Here is an 18702-nt window from a genome sequence, read left to right on the forward strand (position 1 = left end):
GCACCCGGGCTGTCTGCTCTTAGCTGACGCGGTAGTTTGGTGATTCTTTGGTGATGGTTACGTCGTGTACGTGGCTTTCACGCATGCCTGCACCGGTGATACGGACAAACTTGGGATTGGTGCGCATTTCCGGCATGGTTGCACTTCCGGTGTACCCCATAGAGGCACGCAGACCACCGATCAGCTGATGGATGATATTGCGCATTGGCCCTTTACAGGCAACACGCCCTTCAATTCCTTCGGGCACAAGCTTCTCGATACCCTTGCTGGCGTCCTGAAAATACCGGTCACTGGAGCCTTGCCCCATTGCACCCAGTGAACCCATGCCGCGATAAGCTTTATAACTGCGGCCCTGATACAGTTCAATTTCCCCGGGCGCTTCATCAGTACCCGCCAGCAGGCTACCAATCATTACACAATGGGCACCGGCCACAATGGCCTTGGCAATATCACCGGAAAAACGCACGCCACCATCCGCAATCAGGGGAATATCACGATCTTTAAGGGCTTCTGCGACGCTGGAAACCGCTGAAATCTGGGGAACCCCGACACCAGCAACAATGCGGGTAGTGCAGATCGAACCTGGGCCAATGCCCACTTTCACTGCATCTGCCCCGGCATCAGCCAGTGCGATCGCCGCTTCGCCTGTAGCGATGTTGCCCCCGATCACTTGCAAATCGGGGTAGTGCTCCTTGATCCAGCGTACCCGGTCAAGCACACCGCGGGAGTGGCCGTGAGCGGTATCCACCACAATCACATCCACGCCTGCGTCTGCCAATGCAACAACACGCGCTTCGGTATCACCGCCGGTACCTACCGCGGCACCCACACGCAAACGCCCCTGGCTATCTTTGCACGCCAATGGGTAATCCTTGGATTTCTGGATATCTTTGGCGGTAATCAGACCGCGGAGCTGGAAGTCATCATTAACCACCAGAACTTTTTCGATCCGGTGGCGGTGCAGCAGTTCTTTAACTTCATCAACACTGGCACCTTCTTTCACTGTGACCAGCTTTTCTTTCGGCGTCATTATCTGGTGCACCGGCGTATCCATACGGCTTTCAAAGCGGATGTCCCGACCGGTGACAATTCCAACCAGCTCGGAGCCATCAACAACAGGAAGGCCAGAGATGTTATTGGCCATTGTGATTTCTACAAGTTCACGCACTGTGTGTTGAGGGCTTACAGTAATCGGGTCTTTGACAACACCGCTTTCGAACTTCTTGACCTTGCGTACGGCTGCGGCCTGCTGCTCGGCGTTCATGTTCTTGTGCATGATGCCAATGCCGCCTTCCTGAGCCATAGCTATGGCCAGTTCAGACTCTGTCACTGTATCCATCGCCGCTGACACCAGCGGTATGTTCAGGGTAATAGTCCGGGTGAGTCTGGTGCGCAGGTCTGCCTCGTGGGGCAATACCTCGGAATAACCGGGAACCAGCAAAACGTCATCAAATGTGAGAGCTTCTTCGGCAATTCGCAGCATTGGGATAGGCCTTTTGAACGTGCTAAATTTGAACCTTCCGTGCGGCACCTGTAGGTAAAGAGGGTGCAGCCGCAAAGTAAAATGCGTAATCGGACTATTATAAAGAGGTGTCGCAGGTCAGTAAACTGCGCTATTTCCTGTCAAAAACCGCATGCAGTTGAAATTCAAGCAATTTACACTCATATTTTTCGGCTTTTGCGTATAAGCCGGTCAGGAGCTTTTGGTGAATGACGTGTTTCAGGATACCCGGCCCAGAGCGCTGACCGTCAGCGAGCTGAACCATCAGGCCAGACATCTGCTGGAATCCAGCTTCATGCAAGTGTGGGTTGAAGGTGAGTTATCGGGCTTTTCAAGACCTTCGTCCGGGCATTGGTATTTCTCTCTGAAAGATTCAAAGTGCCAGGTGCGCTGCGCCATGTTCCGGGGCCTGAACCAACGTATCCGCGCCATTCCAAAGGAAGGCGACAAGATACGCATCCGCGGTAAGGTTACCCTGTACGAAAACCGGGGCGATTTCCAGATTATTGTTGAACATATGGAGCCCGCTGGCCTTGGAGCACTGCAGCAGGCCTTCGAAGAGTTAAAGCGCAAGTTGCAGGCTGAAGGCCTGTTTGGGGCAGACCGCAAAAAACCGGTTCCAGCATTGCCTGCGCATATTGGCGTCATTACCTCGCCGACCGGCGCAGCCATACATGACATCCTCACTGTTCTGGCGCGTCGCTGCCCTGCCATACCGGTTACTCTTTACCCCACGACCGTTCAGGGTCAGCCCGCGACGGCTGAGATCGTAAAGGCTATTGAGCTGGCCCGGGCGCATGGAGTAGCTGATGTCCTGATCATCGGCCGCGGAGGCGGATCCCTGGAAGACCTCTGGTGTTTTAACGAAGAGGCCGTTGCCCGGGCCATCGCCGCCTGCCCTATTCCGACGGTGAGCGCCGTCGGCCACGAAACAGATGTAACTATTGCTGATTTTGTGGCCGACCTGAGAGCACCCACACCGTCTGCAGCTGCGGAGAAAGTTTCGCCCGACCAAAGTGATCTGCTACGCCAGATCACTGATCGCGAATTCCGGCTGGCCAATGCTGCCAAAAGAGCCCTGCAAAGACTGACTATAAAGCTGGAACACCTCTCCGCACGCCTGCGTGACCCAAGGCGGGAATTGCTGGAAAAAGCCCAGAGACTGGATGATCTGGAACTGCGGCTGGATAAATCCATACAGCAACGCCTTGAGCGTTTGCAGATCCGGAGCACCCATCTGGCGCAACGACTGGCCATGCAATCCCCTCGCAAACAGCTCGCGGACAGCCGTGAAATGCTGGATCGTTCAGCGTTGCAGCTCAACAACGCCATGCAGAGAACCCTGGCACGGCTTCAGGACCGGCTGGAGCACACTGCCGGAACTCTCAACGTTGTCAGCCCCCTGGCCACACTGGGACGTGGGTATGCCATCGTTCGTGACAGCCACGGAAACATCGTCCGCAAATCGGTTGATGTCGTTGCCGGCGACAGGATTTCAGCGCACGTAGCACATGGGACCATCACAGCAAAAGTGACCTCGGTCAAAGGTGATGAAAACTAATACGAAAAATCCCGCGAACTAATCCTATGGTCTACTGGATCACTGTCTCAAAGGGCCTAAAGTTGGAAGATACGGATATCACAATAACAACTGGCAGAACGAGGCAGAATGTATGGATTACCACTCAGAGTTCCGGAGATCGATCGACAAGCCGGAAGATTTCTGGCGTGAACAGGCAGGCAAGATTGACTGGACGCAACCTCCAGAGACCATCTGGCGAGCCACAGACAACGGCCATGGCCAGTGGTTTCCAGACGGCACACTCAATACATCCGACATAGCACTGGACGCCAATGTCCGGGCTGGCCGGGGTGATCAGAAAGCTCTTATATACGATTCACCGGTTACGGGTGCAAAGCGCACCTATACATACAATGAGCTGACTGACGAAGTTGCCCGTTTTGCCGGAGCCCTGAAAGCCCAGGGGATCAACAAGGGTGACGTGGTAATCATCTATATGCCGATGATTCCGGAAGCCGCTATTGCAATGCTGGGCTGTGCCCGCATTGGCGCCGTTCACTCAGTCGTATTTGGCGGCTTTGCAGCCCATGAACTCGCAGTACGAATTGAAGACGCAAAACCCAAAGCGGTGATTACGGCGTCCTGTGGCATAGAAATCACAAAAGTAATCGAGTACAAGCCCCTGGTGGACAAAGCCATTGAGCAGTCCTCTCACAAACCGGACTTCTGCATTGTCTACCAGCGTCCGCAGGCTAAAGCCCAGATGCAAGCGGGCCGCGATTACGACTGGAGCGATCTGGTAGCCAGCGCCGAGCCGGCTGACCCCGTGCCGGTGAAAGCAACCGACCCTCTGTACGTACTTTATACTTCTGGCACTACCGGCAAGCCTAAAGGCGTTGTCAGAGACAACGGTGGACATGCTGTCGCACTCAAATACAGCATGAAGCTGGTGTATGACGCAAACCCGGGTGACGTTTTCTGGGCTGCCTCAGATGTAGGCTGGGTGGTGGGCCACAGTTATATTGTTTATGCCCCGCTGTTTGCTGGCTGCACAACGATACTTTACGAAGGCAAACCAGTCAGAACCCCCGATGCGGGCGCATTCTGGCGGGTGGTTCAGGATCATGGCGTAAACCTCCTGTTTACGGCACCTACCGCTTTCCGCGCTGTACGCAAAGAAGACCCGGAAGCTGATCAGCTATCACGCTATGACATCAGTTCACTCCGGCGCATTTTCCTTGCCGGTGAACGTCTGGACCCTCCAACCTATGAGTGGCTGCGGGAACACACCCGGCTTCCGGTACTGGATCACTGGTGGCAGACAGAGACAGGCTGGGCTATTTGCTGCAACCCGGTGGGAATCGAGACGATGGAAACCAAACCCGGCTCGGCAACTGTTCCCTCCCCTGGTTATAACGTGCAGGTTGTGAGCCTGGATGGCAGCCAGATGCCAGCAGGAGAGCAAGGGCAGATCGCAGTAAAACTTCCATTACCGCCAGGATGCCTGATGACAGTATGGGGCGATGATCAGCGCTTCCAGGACAGCTACCTCAAACCTATTCCAGGTTTTTACAGTTCCGGTGACGGCGGCTTTATTGACGAGGACGGATATGTTTTCGTAATGGGCCGAACCGACGATGTGATAAACGTGGCAGGTCATCGTCTCTCTACCGGTGAAATGGAAGAAGTGGTTGCCTCTCACCCCGCTATCGCAGAATGCTGCGTGGTAGGTGCGCACGACGACCTGAAAGGTCAGGTCCCTCTTGGCCTTGTGCTCATCAAAGACGGTGCCACCATCGACCACGACGAACTGGAAGAAGAGCTTGTTGAGATGGTGCGGGATAAAATCGGTGCAATCGCCTGCTTCCGGCGGGCTTTGGTGGTAGACCGACTGCCCAAGACTCGCTCAGGCAAGATCCTGCGCCGTGTTATCAGGCAGATTGCCGATGGTGAGGAATACTCGGTCCCAAGCACTATTGACGACCCCGCTATCCTTGAAGAGATCAGCGTACAGTTTGGTCGAGCCGCACCAAAAAAATCTTAACACATTGTTTATTAAAGGATTTAAAAGCTTTCAAAAAATATTGACGCCCCCCAAACTCGGTCTATACTGAAATTGCTGTGGAAAATCTTCAGTGCCCCGTGGGGGGAAATCTCAGAAATACAGGAAAGTTCAATGTCCGATACAAAGACAGGCAGCGTTAAGTGGTTTAATGAATCCAAAGGTTTCGGATTCATAGCTCAGGATGGTGGTAGTGACGTTTTTGTACACTATAGCGCCATTACCTCCAGCGGTTTCCGCACCTTGACAGAAGGCCAGCAGGTGCAGTTTACCGTTACACAAGGACCGAAAGGTCCGCAGGCGGAAAACGTAACCCCGATCTGAGGTTATTTTCCGCCCTCCGCCCCTCACGGGAACGAGAAGACAGAAAAAGCCGGCACATGTGCCGGCTTTTTCTATTCTGATTAAACAGTTACAGCACTTTCCTCACGATTTACTTCATTAATAGACTCACCAGCTGCCTGGGATACAGCAGAAAACAGCGCCTGCAAAGTCGCAGAGGTTGTATCCTCAGCCAGGGCTGCAGCACTACAATGCTTGCCACCAGCAGTCAGGCGTATGCAAGCCAGAGCATTGGCCCGGGTACCCTCACCCAACGCAAACTCGTCATAGGCTTCCACAGCTATCGCAAACCCGAACCGTTTTTGCAGAGCCGCAGAGACTGCTTCCACAGCCCCAAGCCCACGACCCTCAATGCGCACAGGAGCCTGCTCACTGCCAAAACTTACTTCGGCAAATACGCCCTGATCATCTCTGTGCAAGTCGTATGCGCGCAACGTCCAGTCTTCGTGGACTTTCAGATACCGCTGCTCGAACAGGCCATGAATAGACATTGAGTCAATCTCACCACCGTTGGTTTCTGCAGCTTTCTGAACCAGCTTGCTGAACTCAATCTGCAACCAGCGCGGCAGACTGATGTTGTAATCCCGCTCGAGAACATAGGCAACACCGCCTTTGCCCGACTGACTGTTGATACGTACAACCTCTTCGTATCGGCGCCCAAGGTCAGACGGATCTATTGGCAAGTAGGCAACATTCCACAGATCTCCTTCTTTTCTCCGCGCCAGACACTTGCGGATGGCGTCCTGATGGCTTCCGGAAAACGCTGTGAAGACCAGTTCGCCAGCGTAGGGGTGACGTGGATGGGTGGAAATTTCAGTACAGGCTTCAACAACCTCGGTGATTTCTGCCATGTTCGACAAATCAAGCATCGGGTCAATGCCCTGGGAGTACAGATTCATGGCCATAGTGACCAGGTCCATATTCCCCGTGCGCTCACCGTTACCCATCAAGGTGCCTTCTACGCGATCTGCACCTGCCATAACAGCAAGTTCCGCCGCAGCCACCCCGCATCCCCGGTCATTGTGGGTGTGGACACTGATACTGAGGTGCTCCCGATGGAGAATGTTGTCGGAGACCCATTCAACCTGATCCGCAAATACGTTTGGAGTAGACATCTCCACGGTAGCGGGTAAGTTGATGATAACCGGCTGCCCTTCATCCGGGCGCCATACATCAGTTACCGCATTGATAACCTCGACTGCAAAATCCAGCTCTGTGCCAGTAAAGCTTTCTGGTGAATACTGGAAGGTCCATTCAGTGCCCGGGTTACGAGCAGCCATATCCCTGACCATACGGGCACCGTTAACTGCAATTTCCAGAATGCCCGCCCGGTCGAGGCCAAACACCTGTTCCCGTTGCACTGTGGAGGTAGAGTTATATACGTGAACAATTGCCTGTTTGGCACCTTCAAGCGCCTCATAGGTGCGCGCAATCAGCTCGGGCCTGGCCTGGGTCAGTACCTGAATTTTCACATCATCAGGAATCCGGTCTTCTTCAATGAGCTTGCGGCAGAAATCAAAGTCCGGCTGACTGGCCGCAGGAAAACCGATTTCTATCTCTTTGAACCCCAGTTTTACGAGCAAGTCGAACATACGCTGTTTCTGAGCAACATTCATGGGCTTCACCAAGGCCTGGTTGCCGTCGCGAAGATCCACCGCGCACCAGGTCGGTGCTTTTTCGATGACTTCATCGGGCCAGCGGCGGTCCGTTTTTGGTATGGGCCGAAAAGCCGGGTATTTGCGATGATCGAAAGTCATGTCTGTATCTCTCCGCTGCATTGTTCGGGGGGTTGCATCAATAACGTTAAGCTTAACCTGTTCTCTGAAGCAGGTGATTGCTAACTCAAGGGTAAAAGCGTAATTTAAAGCTCATTAATTTCACCAAAATAATTTTTCAGGCAATTTTATGCCCATCAAGACCCAAACTCTCATACAAATTGATAGAACCGACCGGCGTATTCTGGCCCAGATACAAAAAGACGCCTCGCTGACCAACCAGCAACTTGCAGAAAAAGTGGGGCTATCTCCATCACCTTGTCTGAGGCGGGTGCGGGCTCTAGAGGATGCAGGCATTATTGTGCGTACGGTTACGATCCTTGATCACAAGAAACTGGGCCTGTCCCTGACAGCCATTATTCTGATAGGAATGGACAGGCACACACCCGAACGATTCGCAGCCTTTGAAGAACAGGTTGGCGAATACCCTGAGGTTCTGGAGTGTTATCTGGTCACCGGCCACGATGCCGATTACATGCTAAAAGTGGTGGTACCGGATATGGATCACTACCATCAGTTTCTGCTTAACCGGATTACCCGTATCCAGGGCGTCAGCGGCGTTCATTCAAGTTTTGTGTTACGCCGCGTGATTGACAGTACAGCACTTCCGCTGGGGTATTTGTCATGATGCTGCATTCGTCATCTGTACCTTGTGCGGCAGGCTCCGTACAATAACCAACACTTTTCGAAATACCCTTCTATGAAACACCAATGAACGGAAACCACGATGCGAGCAAGCCGTTATCTGATTGCAACCCAGAAAGAAACACCGTCTGATGCCGAGGTTATCAGCCACCAGCTGATGCTGCGTGCCGGCATGATCCGGAAACTGGCCGCAGGCCTCTACACCTGGCTGCCCATGGGCCTGAGAACACTGCGTAAAGTTGAGCGGATTGTTCGCGAAGAAATGGACAAAAGTGGTGCACAGGAAGTTCTGATGCCTTCCGTTCAGCCAGCAGAACTCTGGCAGGAATCCGGGCGCTGGACCCAATACGGCGGAGAGCTGCTGAGAATGAATGACCGCCATGGTCGCGAGTTCTGCTTTGGCCCCACCCATGAAGAAGTCATTACCGACCTGGTCCGGAATGAGCTGAAAAGCTATAAAGAACTTCCTGCCAACTTCTACCAGATCCAGACCAAGTTCCGGGATGAGCGCCGCCCCCGCTTCGGCGTAATGCGCGCCCGGGAGTTCATCATGAAGGATGCCTATTCGTTCCACGTGAACGCAGAGTCTCTGGATGAAACCTATCAGGTAATGCACAGGACCTACTGTGCGATTTTTGACCGCCTTGGGCTGGATTACCGCCCTGTACAGGCAGACTCGGGCGCGATTGGCGGCAGTGCATCCCATGAGTTCCACGTACTCGCCTCCTCAGGCGAAGACGACATAGTATTCAGCACTGGCAGTGATTATGCGGCCAACATTGAAAAAGCAGAGGCTGTGGCACCATCAGGCGAACGCGCTGCACCCTCTGAAGACCTGCAAGAAGTCGCAACTCCGGATCAGCGAACCATTGAAGCTATCTCGCAGTTCCTGAATATTGAAGCCACCCGAACGGTAAAAACCCTGTTGGTGAAGGCGCAGGCTGACGACGAAGGTAATGCCGGGCTGATCGCACTGGTTCTGCGTGGCGACCATACGCTGAACGAGATCAAGGCAGAAAACCTCGAAGGCGTAGCTGAGCCGTTAACCATGGCAACCGACGAAGAAATTGAGTCGGCGGTTGGCTGTAAGGCCGGATCTATTGGCCCGGTAGGCCTGAAGCTGCCAGTTATAGTGGATCGCAGCGCAGCTCATCTGGCAGACTTTGTCTGCGGTGCTAACCGGGAGGGCTACCATCTGACCGGAGTAAACTGGGAGCGGGATTTGCCGCTGGGCCGTGTTGAAGATATCCGCAATGTTGTTGAGGGCGACGCCAGCCCCGACGGTAAAGGTACGCTGGAGATACGCCGGGGTATTGAAGTCGGCCATATTTTCAAGCTTGGAAACAAGTACAGCGCTGCCATGAACGCTACCGTACTCGATGAAAACGGCAAGACGGTAATCATGGACATGGGCTGCTATGGAATTGGCGTCTCCCGTATCGTGGCTGCTTCAATAGAGCAGAACCATGATGAGAAAGGTATCATCTGGCCTGATTCCATTGCACCCTTCCAGGTGGCCATTGTTACGCTCAATGCCCATAAAACACCTTCTGTAGCAGAAGCCGGTGAGAGACTGTACGAGCAGTTGAAAGAGGCTGGTTATGATGTGCTTCTGGACGACCGCAAAGAACGTCCGGGTGTGAAGTTTGCTGATATGGAACTGATCGGAATCCCGCACCGGTTTGTTATTTCTGATCGCGGACTTGCTGCCGGTACGCTGGAATACAAGGGTCGCAGGGACGCTGACAAGCAGGATATCGCCATCGAAGAAGCACTACCGCTTCTGACCAAGGCATCGCCTCTAAAATAAAGAGCTATCGCTCGCCAGACAAGCGGCAGGGTGTCCAGTCATGGACACTCAGCCGCCTACAATTCCTGGCTCCATATCGAGATTCACCCCAAAACGCTTCTGCACCGACTGGCGAATATCCGAAGCCAGCTCAAGCACATCCTGCCCCGTTCCACCAGAATGATTGATCAATACCAGGGCCTGACGATTGTGGACACCTACCCGAAGGTTGCGATACCCCTTCCATCCGCATTGATCTATAAGCCATGCTGCCGCCAGCTTTACTGAATCTACCTGCGGGTATCCCACGACATCCGGATGCGCAGACTTCAATTCAGTGAACTTTTCCTCAGGCACAACAGGGTTTTTGAAAAAACTCCCGACGTTGGGAATAATCTCCGGGTCCGGCAGCTTCCGGCGACGGACCGCCATCACTGCCTCGGCGACTGCCAGAGCATCCAGATCAGGAGAAACTGCTTCGCCCAGATATTCTTCAAGATCCCGGTAGCCGAGCTGCAAAGGCTTATCACGGGACAGACGCAATCTGATCTCGGTAATAATGTAGCGACCAGGCGACTGCTTGAACACGCTGTCGCGGTATGCAAATCCACATTCCGCATTATCAAGCTTTACCAGCTCGCCGGATTCCAGGTCCAGAGCTGTAACAGAAAGCAGCGTATCGCACAGTTCAACTCCATAAGCCCCTATATTCTGCACAGGGGCGGCGCCCGCCGTACCAGGTATCAGTGCCAGGTTCTCAACGCCCCTGTACCCTGCCCTTGCAGCGTACAGAACCGCCTGATGCCAGTTCTCACCGGCACCTAACACCAGGGTTGCACCTGTACCGTCAACCTGCTCCCACCTGCGCGAAGCCATTCGCATACGAATAACGAGGCCATCAAAATCTCCGGCAAATACCAGATTGCTGCCGCCGCCTAGCACCAGTATTTTTTGGCCATTAGCCTCCGCCCATGCCAGAGCACCGCGCAAATCATCCAGGCTATCGACATCCATGTAGAATCTTGCCGCTGCGCACACGCCCAACGTATTGAGCGCCGAAAGTCCGACGTTCTCCTTTAACTTCATCGGGAATCCCGTACGCTGGCTCACGCCATACGCTCCTGAATATCACCAAGCAACCCTTCACCTGCATCTTCAATCAGGTCAAGCACCCGCTCAAACCCGTCCTGGCCACCAAAATAAGGGTCGGGAACTTCAACAAGATCCGATTGGCCATACTCAAGAAAGAGGGTCGGCCGTGTACCACCGTTCTGGTGCCAGATATCTTTCACATCCGCCAGGTTCTGGCGATCCATCACAACCACATAGTCGAAAGTGTCCAGGTCCCGTTCAGTAAACTGGCGTGCCCTGAGCATACTGATATCAATTCCCCGCTTTGCAGCTGCTTCCAAAGACCGAGGGTCAGGTCCTTTGCCAATATGCCAGCTGCCTGTACCGCAGGAATCAATCTCTATTTGCTCCAGCAGCCCGGCCTTCTCTACCAGCTTTCGGAATACCCCTTCAGCCGTGGGCGAACGACAGATGTTCCCCAGGCACACGAAAAGCACACTGAAGCGCCGGCTCATGCCCCGTATTCTCCGGTTTTAGTGGCTTTGGCCATCCAGGCCCTGACTCGCTGCAAATCTTCTTCAGTATCAACACCGGCTGGAGGTGTGCCAGCGGCCACCTCAACGTGAATCCGGGCACCGTTATATAAGGCCCTAAGCTGTTCCAGTGATTCAGCCTGCTCTGTCGGCGCTGGAGGCCAGGCCACGAAGCGGCTGAGTACACTGGCCCGGTATCCATAAATACCTATATGGCGGAAATATCCGGCTCCATCATTCAGGGCTGCGCCGGCATTGGGCGCTGAAAGGTTGTCCTGTCCTATATCGCGCCAGTAATCCCGCGCCCAGGGAATAGGTGCCCGGCTAAAGTAATGAGCCATCCCTTCAATATCAAAAACAACTTTTACAACGTTGGGGTTGAAGACCTGCTCCATGTCGTGGAGGCGCTCGCAGAGCGTTGCGATAGCTGCTTCAGGGTAGAGATCGAGATTCTCCGCAACCTGGTCTATCAGACGAGGCGGAATCAGGGGCTCATCGCCCTGAACATTAACAATGCGATGATCCGGGTCGAGCCCTAGTTTGCGCACAACTTCTTCCAGCCGGTCGGTACCGCTGACATGATTGGGCGACGTCATAACCACTTCGGCACCAAATGCCTCACAGGCAGACTGAATACGTGGATCATCTGTTGCTACAACAACGCGGCCAGCCCGGCTTTCAGATGCACGTTCACAAACGTGCTGAACCATAGGCTTGCCGGCAATATCCAGCAGTGGCTTACCAGGTAATCGGGTGGAGGCGTAGCGGGCTGGAATCACAACCGTAAAAGACATGGGTTTCGATCCTGCAAGGAACTGAATCAGTTTTTGTGAAGGCGTTCGTCTGTGGAGAGTGTACGGGCCTCAGAGGCCAGCATGACAGGAATACCTTCCCGAATGGGAAATGCCATGGCGTCCTGATAGCAAATCAGCTCGGTTTTGCCTTCATTGAGCTTCAGGTCACCTTTACATACGGGGCAGGCCAACAGGCCCAGGAGCTTTTTATCCATAATACATTCTCACTGACAGTTAAGAGGTTGACGGCCCGGAACAGGCGCGTAGTTTTTCAAGAACAGCCTCTGAAAACGCCTTTGGCAACTTTGCTTCGACATACAGCACCCAGGAATTATTGGGCGCAAAGCCCCGGCACTTAACCCCATCCTTGGCCGTCATAACCAGCATCTGGTCAGAATCGGCACCCAGATCTTCCAGGCGAAAATGATGGTGATCGGGAAAAGGCACGGCAGTCACCTCTGCCCCCAGTCCTCTGAGTGTATCGAAAAAACGGCCCGGATTACCGATACCGGCCACCGCGCGAACCCGTTTGCCCTGCAGACTTTCAGGGGTTCTGTTTTCCCCGCTTTTAAGGTTGACCAGACGGGTTGGCACCAGATTCATCGTGTACATATGTGGATGCGAAATGTCCGCAAGACCCTGCTGCAAAACCCTGCCCTGTTCATCGGCTGGCGCAGCACCGTTCACAATAACAAAGTCCACACTCTCCAGGCGGCTGACCGGCTCCCGCAGGGGCCCTACAGGAATAAGGGCTCCGTTTCCGATACCTCGGGCACCGTCAAACACGGCCAGTTCAATATCCCTGGGCAAGCGATAGTGCTGAAGCCCGTCATCGCTGATAAGCACGTCACCCAGAGCATTGTCGAGAGCAAAAGCCGCACCCCGGCAGCGGTCGGGATCAACCACTACAGGCACACGGGCTGCCTGAGCGAGCATGACCGGCTCATCCCCTGCAAGTGATGGCAGAGTATTCTCTGTTACCAGCAGCGGATAACCGGATGCTTTACCACCATACCCACGACTAAGAATAACCGGGCGCCAGCCTGCAGCACGGATTTCATCTACAAGCCAGGCGGTTAACGGAGATTTACCGGTACCACCTGCAGTGATATTACCAACGACCACAACGGGTACCGGCAACGTCCGTGCGTGCATATTCAACGCTTTGCGCCGCTTCGATTCAGCTATAGCCCGGTAAAGCCAGGAAAGCGGGGCTAAAATAGTGAGCGGGCGGCCTTTACCGTACCAAAAACGCTCTACAACAGATGTCATGACTGTTCACTGAACTGCATCTGATGCAGTTGGGCGTAAACACCGTTTTTGGCAAGAAGGTCCTTATGAACCCCTGATTCTACAATACGTCCATTATCCATAACCAAAATCCGGTCAGCCTTCTCAATGGTCGAAAGTCTGTGGGCAATCACGAGTGTAGTCCTGCCCTGGATAACCGTTTCAAGCGCTTCCTGAATATGACGTTCTGATTCAGTGTCCAATGCAGAAGTTGCCTCATCCAGAATCAGGATCGGTGCATCCTTAAGCAAAGCTCTTGCAATCGCAAGACGTTGGCGCTGACCGCCCGAGAGCATCACACCGTTGTCTCCGATCATGGTATCCAGACCATCCGGCATGCGATCAATAAACTCCAGTGCGTGAGCTTTTGCTGCAGCCTCACGAATTTCTTCCCGGCTACAGTCCCGGAGCGCGCCATAGGCAATATTGGCTGCAATCGAGTCGTTAAACAGCACAACATTCTGGGTAACCAGTGCGATCTGGGACCTGAGCGCCTTGAGAGAAAAATCCTCGAGTGAACGGCCGTCTATAAGGATTTCGCCATCGGTATATTCATAAAATCTTGGCAGCAGGCTTACCAGTGTTGATTTCCCACTGCCCGAGCGCCCGACCAGAGCTACGCTCTGCCCGGCAGGAATTTCAACAGATATACCCTCCAGCACATTATCGAGTTGATCCCGGTAACGGAAAGACACTGAGTCAAACTCGATGGTTCCCTCAACACGCTCGGGCGCATAGGTTCCGGGATCCTGTTCCGGAGCCTCGTCCATGGTTTCAAACACATCAGACGCAGCTGCGACACCTTTCTGGATTTTGGAATGAACGGACGTCACCTGGCGAATAGGTTTCGCCATGGTCGTAGCGGCCGTAATAAAAGCCACCAACTGCCCAGTTGTCATCTCACCTCGGATCTCCGGCGAAAGCATGGTCCAGACAAGCGCAGCAATGGCAACGGCCACCAGAGTCTGAATTACAGGGACACTGATTGCCTGGGTTGATGCCATCTTGAGACTTTGCTTCAGGTTCTGGTCATTAACCTTCTGAAAACGCTGCTTTTCATACTCAATGCCGCCAAAGGTACGGACGACCCGATAACCAGCAATCGATTCAGATGCCACATGAGTTATATCGCCCATGGAGCCTTGAATACGCTGACTGATTTTGCGAAAGCGCTTGCTCGCGTAACTGACAACAGCTGCGATCAAAGGCCCAACCGCCAGAAAAACCAGAGTCAGCTTCCAGTTGGTGTAAAGCATAAACCCGAGCAGGCCCAGAATTGTCAGGCCCTCTCTCAAGGTTATGGTTATGGCGTTAGTTGCGGCTTCGGCTACCTGCTCTACGTTAAAGGTAAGCTTGGATACCAGCCTTCCGGCAGCATTATCGTCAAAGTAACGGGAGGGAAGTGTCATCAGCCGGTTAAACACGTCATTACGGAGCGCATTGATAACCTTTCGCCCAACATAACTGATGAAATACTGACTCATGAAGGTGCCAACGCCACGGAACGAAAACACTGCAACAATCAGAAAAGTTAATAACAACCGGTTCTGATCGGTAGGGTTTTCAATGGCAGCGATGACATATTCCATGGCTGCGGCCATACCAGTGGAAGCCGCAGCATAGATTACGTTACCAACTACAGCCAGCGAAAATGCCATCCAGAATGGCTTTACATAAGTCAGCAGGCGCTTGTAGGTTGGCCAGGTCTCGCCAGGTTTGACGTGTTTAGGGTCAGGTAGCGGTCCGGCTTGACTCACTGGCTCTCGGCCTCACGCTCAGTAGTGATACTCAGCCGCGAGAATCCCAGACGACCAGCAACGTCCATGGCCCTGACTACGTACTCATGAGGGGTTCTCGCATCAGCCGTGATGATAAATGGCAGACCCGTATCGCCTTCGGCGAGCTCGCTAACTCCGCGTTCCAGCGTCTCACGACGGTTATTAACCAAAGCCTTGTCATTAAGAAGGTACTGGCCCTCTGCGTTGATAACCACGTCAATCTGTCTGACTTCCGCTGGTGAAGCCGGCTCACCACTGGCTTCAGGCAATTCCACCTGCAAATGGCTTTCCCGTGTAAAGGTCGTGGAGACCATAAAGAAAATCAGCAACAGAAAAACCACATCGATCAGTGGTGTCAGATCGACCCCGACTTCCTGACTTCTCTGGCGTGTGAACTTCACAGCAGTCAGGCCCCTTCCACGTCGATTTCGCGATCACCGTGTACAACTTCAACCAACTTGATGGCTTCCTGCTCCATACCAACCACAAGCTCGTCTACCCGCCGGATAAAATAGCGATGGCAGATCAATGCCGGTATCGCGACACTCAGGCCCGCAGCGGTAGTAATCAAAGCCTCGGAGATGCCGCCGGCAAGATTGCCAGCATTACCCACTCCGGCAAGCTGGATTTCAGCAAACACCTTGATCATACCTATGACAGTCCCGAGGAGACCAAGCAAAGGAGTAATCGTCGCGACTGTACCCAGTGGATTCAGAAAACGCTCCAGGTCATGGATAACCTGACTGGCTTCATGCTCGATACTTTCTTTCATGATCTCACGACCATGCTTCGCATTCATCAGGCCGCCGGCGAGAATACGGCCCAGCGGTGAAGAAGCTTGAAGCGCCTTCAGCTTGCGGCCATTAAGTTCTTTTTTCTTGATCCAGCGCCACAACTCATTAGTACTCTGAGGCGGCGCGACACGGGATACTCTCAGCGTCCAGAAACGCTCCAGAATGATCGCAAGTGCCAGAATGGAACAGGCAACAATCGGCACCATAAGAATGCCACCAGCTTTCAACAACTCGAACACGCTTGATCTCCCTGATTGTTTACAAGCCGCGCTACTTTAGCATAGCTGTCGTCATAGGCCACACCCAGTATGTCACGGTATTTGACACTGGTCTCTGGCAAGGCCCGGACCACTGATCCAGAAGGGACTTTGGTGTCGCGACTCGCGGATCTGGACAGCTCCATCTGCCACAACCATCGCAAGAGCGCCTGAGCATGCAGTGTTGTGCGCCTGAGCCCCTTGCCGACGATAACGAGCCGTTACACCTGGATGAGGATGACCATATCTGTGCCGATATCCTGCCGTGTAGATCACCCGATCCGGATCAAGAGTGCTGACCCAGGTATCGGAAGACGACGTTTTGCTGCCGTGATGAGGCGCAATCACAACCAGTTCCCGGGGAGGATCCGCCAACAGTGTACCCTCGATGGCTTCAAGGTAGCCGGGTTCAACAGAAGCGGTTATATCCCCTGGCAAGATCCATGCAACATCTGAATTCTCATACCTGACTGTCAGCACACAGGAGGCATCATTGCCTGTCCGGGCTCCGTTTGCTTGCCAGAAGGACAACAACACCTCATTTGACAACTTGCCTTTACCAGCGCAGCTCCGGATATTGACCTGCCTGCGCTCCGGTTTCTCCTGCTGCTGTAAATCCAGTTTTTCACGAATAGCCTCTGGCTCACCCGTCACTATGCTGCCTACCTGAAATTTATCCACGAGCAAAGCAATGCCACCGGAGTGATCGTTATCGGCATGACTCACAACCAAGGTGTCAATTCGCCTGACACCCAAGGCCCTGAGGTTAGGCAGAATGACCGATTCTGCCGCCGAAAAGACGCCTTCCACTTCAGGCCCGGTATCGTACACCAGCACCCTGTTACCTTCCCGCAACATCGCTGACAGGCCCTGACCTACATCCCAGACCCATACTTCCGGACTGGCGACCCGCGGGTTGCCGCTCTCAACGGGAGTCATGGCCCCCATAACCCAGACCAATACAACAACGGAGGCCACAACGCGAAACGTTCTGACAGGCACAGTGATAACCAGGAGAACCAGCAAGCCGAAGCCGAATATTTCCGGGAAACCGGCTTCGAGCTCAGGCCAGTTTATACCCGCAACCCACCCCAGAAAACGCCACATCACACCAAGAGCCGCATCCATTATCTGTATAACAAGGGTCGAAAGCTGAGGGATAATGGCAACTGCTACCCCGCCGACAATCAGTACGGGCATCACCACAATAGATACCCAGGGAATTGAAACAAGGTTAGCAAGCAAACCAGCAACAGGCTGACCCTGCCCTATCAGCTCAAGCAAAGGCCAGAGCGCCGCGAACACGGCACCCTGAGCGAGAACAAGGGCTTTGAGCCATCCGGTACCACCCAGCCGACCCGCATAAATACAGATCAGAATGGAAACCGCCCCGAAAGACAGCCAGAAGCCCTGATCCAGGGGAGCAAAAGGATCGAACAGCAGAACCAGCCCAAGCGCGACAACCATGGCATGCCACGGCGAAACCTGTCTCGCCATCAGAAGTAGCCAGCCGCCAACGGTGACCATCACAAGAGCTCTCCGGGTAGGTACGGTAAAACCGGCAGCCAGCGCATAGAGCGTGCAGCACAGGATAATCGTCAAAAAGGTTGCAAGACGCACGGAATGCTCACTCATGCGATAGGAAGATATTGCCAACAGTAGCCGGCGAGACACAAAACCGGCGCCCAGCGCCACCAATCCGAGATGAAGCCCCGATATAGCAACCAGATGAATGGTTCCGGTAGCCTTGAAGACATCCCAATGTCCGGAAGACAGGTGCCCCCGGTTCCCGATCAGCAGAGATGCAATTAATGGATGGTGCACGGCATCTGCGAATTGTCTGTCAACCCACCGGGCCAGCCCAATGTGATAACGATGATACTGACACTGCAGCGAACAGAATACCGACGGATCCGGAACAACAGTGCGTACACTGCCGGTTGCCCGGTACCCTTTACGGAACAGCCAGTCCTCATACCGAAAACCTTCAGGGTTAAGGTTTCCATGAGGTCTTTTCAGCACCACTTCCAGGCGTAAACGGTGCCCGGGAAGACCATCAGCAGGCACGCCATACCAGGCCAGGCGCAACCTTTCCGGCAGGGGTTCTCCGGAGATCGATGAATCCCCGTACCATCGGGTTACGCAGAAACTGAACCGAAGACTGTTGAAGTTACCGGATACAGGAAGCTCACACAGGTATCCTGAAACAACTGTTTTTTCACCCTCAAGGCCTGCAGGGAGGCGCTGCTCAAGACGTTCGTGAGCCCACAGGCCCGCCCAGGCAACACCCAGGGCAAGCCCGAAAGAAAGAACCCGAAGTAACCGGAAGAGCTGCCTTCGTATTGGTAAAAACCACGACAAAGTTGGAACTACAAGCCCAAGCAGCCACACTGGAGGTGGTAACACCGCCAAGCTATAAAGTAAGATGACGCCGCAGGAAAAAGCGAATATGCCCAGTACTGCAAAGCGTGCTGAAGAGTTTCCGGACAATCCTTGTCCTCCCGATGATCCAACCCGTCGGCGATATCCTTGGCGCCGGAGTTTCATTC

16 protein-coding genes are annotated in these 18702 nt (G+C 53.8%); 5 read left to right on the forward strand and 11 right to left on the reverse strand.

From position 1 onward, the window contains the following. Positions 1 to 19 precede the first annotated feature (19 nt). Positions 20 to 1483 carry an IMP dehydrogenase gene (guaB, locus tag DS878_RS05650; protein WP_113815006.1) on the reverse strand — a complete coding sequence of 488 codons (1464 nt, stop codon included), beginning with the start codon at positions 1481 to 1483 and terminating at the stop codon, positions 20 to 22. 220 nt (positions 1484 to 1703) lie between these two features. On the opposite strand from guaB, the gene xseA reads away from it, so the two are divergent. The 3 genes from xseA (at position 1704) to DS878_RS05665 (ending at position 5409) form a co-directional block, all read left to right on the forward strand. Continuing rightward, complete coding sequence (xseA, locus tag DS878_RS05655; RefSeq protein WP_410003455.1) at positions 1704 to 3062, forward strand: exodeoxyribonuclease VII large subunit; 1359 nt, start codon at positions 1704 to 1706, stop codon at positions 3060 to 3062. A gap of 34 nt (positions 3063 to 3096) precedes the next feature. After that, positions 3097 to 5067 (forward strand): propionyl-CoA synthetase, encoded by a 1971-nt coding sequence (locus DS878_RS05660; protein WP_261977683.1) that lies wholly within the window; start codon positions 3097 to 3099, stop codon positions 5065 to 5067. Positions 5068 to 5199: 132 nt separating this feature from the next. Continuing rightward, positions 5200 to 5409 carry a cold-shock protein gene (locus tag DS878_RS05665; protein ID WP_113815009.1) on the forward strand — a complete coding sequence of 70 codons (210 nt, stop codon included), beginning with the start codon at positions 5200 to 5202 and terminating at the stop codon, positions 5407 to 5409. Between the two features lie 80 nt (positions 5410 to 5489). Here DS878_RS05665 and leuA read toward each other — a convergent pair whose 3' ends face one another. Then, positions 5490 to 7184, reverse strand: coding sequence for a 2-isopropylmalate synthase (gene leuA, locus DS878_RS05670; RefSeq protein ID WP_113815010.1), 1695 nt, complete (start codon positions 7182 to 7184; stop codon positions 5490 to 5492). Between the two features lie 148 nt (positions 7185 to 7332). Here leuA and DS878_RS05675 point away from each other — a divergent pair, with 148 nt between their 5' ends. Further along, positions 7333 to 7830: an Lrp/AsnC family transcriptional regulator gene (locus DS878_RS05675; RefSeq protein ID WP_113815011.1), complete on the forward strand. Its 498-nt coding sequence runs from the start codon at positions 7333 to 7335 to the stop codon at positions 7828 to 7830. 99 nt (positions 7831 to 7929) lie between these two features. After that, positions 7930 to 9657, forward strand: coding sequence for a proline--tRNA ligase (locus DS878_RS05680; protein ID WP_113815012.1), 1728 nt, complete (start codon positions 7930 to 7932; stop codon positions 9655 to 9657). Between the two features lie 48 nt (positions 9658 to 9705). Here DS878_RS05680 and murB read toward each other — a convergent pair whose 3' ends face one another. The 9 genes from murB to DS878_RS05725 form a co-directional block, all read right to left on the reverse strand. After that, on the reverse strand, positions 9706 to 10722 hold the full coding sequence (murB, locus tag DS878_RS05685; RefSeq protein ID WP_113815431.1) for a UDP-N-acetylmuramate dehydrogenase: 1017 nt from the start codon (positions 10720 to 10722) through the stop codon (positions 9706 to 9708). Positions 10723 to 10742: 20 nt separating this feature from the next. Continuing rightward, positions 10743 to 11222 (reverse strand): low molecular weight protein-tyrosine-phosphatase, encoded by a 480-nt coding sequence (locus DS878_RS05690; protein ID WP_113815013.1) that lies wholly within the window; start codon positions 11220 to 11222, stop codon positions 10743 to 10745. Further along, complete coding sequence (gene kdsB / locus DS878_RS05695) at positions 11219 to 12034, reverse strand: 3-deoxy-manno-octulosonate cytidylyltransferase (RefSeq protein WP_113815014.1); 816 nt, start codon at positions 12032 to 12034, stop codon at positions 11219 to 11221. The genes DS878_RS05690 and kdsB overlap by 4 nt, the downstream gene beginning before the upstream one ends. 26 nt (positions 12035 to 12060) lie before the next feature. Next, complete coding sequence (locus DS878_RS05700) at positions 12061 to 12249, reverse strand: Trm112 family protein (RefSeq protein WP_113815015.1); 189 nt, start codon at positions 12247 to 12249, stop codon at positions 12061 to 12063. 19 nt (positions 12250 to 12268) lie between these two features. After that, positions 12269 to 13306, reverse strand: coding sequence for a tetraacyldisaccharide 4'-kinase (lpxK, locus tag DS878_RS05705; RefSeq protein ID WP_113815016.1), 1038 nt, complete (start codon positions 13304 to 13306; stop codon positions 12269 to 12271). After that, positions 13303 to 15081 (reverse strand): lipid A export permease/ATP-binding protein MsbA, encoded by a 1779-nt coding sequence (gene msbA / locus DS878_RS05710; RefSeq protein WP_410003456.1) that lies wholly within the window; start codon positions 15079 to 15081, stop codon positions 13303 to 13305. Before msbA ends, lpxK begins: the two co-directional genes overlap by 4 nt. Then, on the reverse strand, positions 15078 to 15503 hold the full coding sequence (locus DS878_RS05715) for an ExbD/TolR family protein (RefSeq protein WP_113815017.1): 426 nt from the start codon (positions 15501 to 15503) through the stop codon (positions 15078 to 15080). Before DS878_RS05715 ends, msbA begins: the two co-directional genes overlap by 4 nt. A gap of 5 nt (positions 15504 to 15508) precedes the next feature. Continuing rightward, on the reverse strand, positions 15509 to 16135 hold the full coding sequence (locus DS878_RS05720; RefSeq protein ID WP_113815018.1) for a MotA/TolQ/ExbB proton channel family protein: 627 nt from the start codon (positions 16133 to 16135) through the stop codon (positions 15509 to 15511). A 72-nt stretch (positions 16136 to 16207) separates the two neighbouring features. Continuing rightward, positions 16208 to 18643: a DNA internalization-related competence protein ComEC/Rec2 gene (locus DS878_RS05725; protein ID WP_113815019.1), complete on the reverse strand. Its 2436-nt coding sequence runs from the start codon at positions 18641 to 18643 to the stop codon at positions 16208 to 16210. Positions 18644 to 18702 lie beyond the last annotated feature (59 nt).

This window comes from Marinobacter sp. F3R11 (genome assembly GCF_003318275.1).
Lineage (GTDB): Bacteria > Pseudomonadota > Gammaproteobacteria > Pseudomonadales > Oleiphilaceae > Marinobacter.